General features: G+C 59.9%; 1 protein-coding gene. It reads left to right on the top strand.

The features are described from left to right. Positions 1-91 precede the first annotated feature (91 nt). Positions 92-1,120, top strand: coding sequence for an IS110 family transposase (locus AB4Z43_RS33440; protein ID WP_441940983.1), 1,029 nt, complete (start codon positions 92-94; stop codon positions 1,118-1,120). Positions 1,121-1,388 lie beyond the last annotated feature (268 nt).

Genomic DNA, 1,388 nt, shown 5'->3' with positions numbered 1-1,388 from the left:
CTTGATGGGGTGGACGGCCCCCGACCCAGCGGCATCGCAATGTGCCAAGATGGCGTTGTCAAAGGACCATCAGAGGGAAGGAACCGTCCGCATGCAAGTTATCACGATTGGATTGGATATCGCCAAGAACGTCTTTCAAGTTCACGGCGTCGATAATGCTGGAAACGCGGTGCTCCGTCGAAAAGTTCGGCGCGATCAGCTTATCCCGTTGCTTCGCGATATGCAGCCGTGCCTCATCGGCATGGAGGCCTGCGCGACGGCGCACCATTGGGCGCGGGAGCTGATTGCACTCGGGCATGTGGTCAAGTTGATGCCGCCGGCTTACGTAAAGGCCTACGTCAAGCGCAACAAGAACGATGCGGCAGACGCGGAAGCGATCTGCGAGGCGGTGACGCGACCGACAATGCGGTTCGTGGCTGTCAAATCGGTGGATGCCCAGAGCATTCTGATGCTTCATCGGGCTCGCCACCTCTTGGTTCGGCAGCGCACAGCACAAATCAGCGCGATGCGGGCGCATCTGGCCGAGTATGGCGTCGTCGCACCGAAGGGCCGGGCCCATGTCCGTGGTCTAATCGAAGCTCTCGACAAGGGCGATGGGCCGCTCCCCGCGATGGCGCGACAGGTTCTTATCCTCCTCGCCCGAACGATCGAAGGGCTTGGCGCACAAATCCGGAAGATCGAGATCGAGCTTCTGGCGTGGTATCGCACGAACCAGGTCTGCCGGCGGCTTTCAACTATTCCCGGAATCGGCTTCATCACGGCGACCGCCCTCGCTGCCACCGTCGTCGACGCAAAAGTCTTCCGCTCCGGTCGTCAATTCGCTGCTTGGCTCGGCCTTGTTCCAAAACAACATTCCTCCGGTGGCAAAGATAGAATGGGAGGAATCTCGAAGATGGGAGATCGCTATTTACGGCATCTCCTCGTCGTCGGCGCCACGGCGGTCATCCGATACACGCGGCGAAAAGCGACGACCGTCAGCACCTGGGCGAACCAGTTGCTCGAGCGTAAGCCGGCACGGCTGGTCACAGTCGCTGTCGCCAACAAGGTAGCGCGGATCGCCTGGGCGGTGATGGCGCGTGAGGAAAACTACCGCGCGACGCCGTCAATGGCTCGAGGGTAACGACGGTCGCGCGAAATGACATCCAGTTTGGGCAGGAGAGAACGACATCAGTGATGCAGATCCGGTCAAGCCGGGGATCGGGAGAACCTGAGTGATTCAACGCGCATCGCAGCGCGGCAGCTTGATGAGGGCCCGATCCACCGACACCATCATGGCCAGCGGCCTGAGGCCGCAAAAAACAGGCCGAACACATGAATGAACCTGACCGCTTCAGTATTGCCATTGTCAGAATCTTCTTGCTCAACGGGGGCCGTCCACACATGAATCA

It is taken from the genome of Mesorhizobium sp. 2RAF45 (assembly GCF_052115225.1).
GTDB lineage: Bacteria > Pseudomonadota > Alphaproteobacteria > Rhizobiales > Rhizobiaceae > Mesorhizobium > Mesorhizobium jarvisii.
This window is presented reverse-complemented; position numbering and strand designations above follow the sequence as displayed.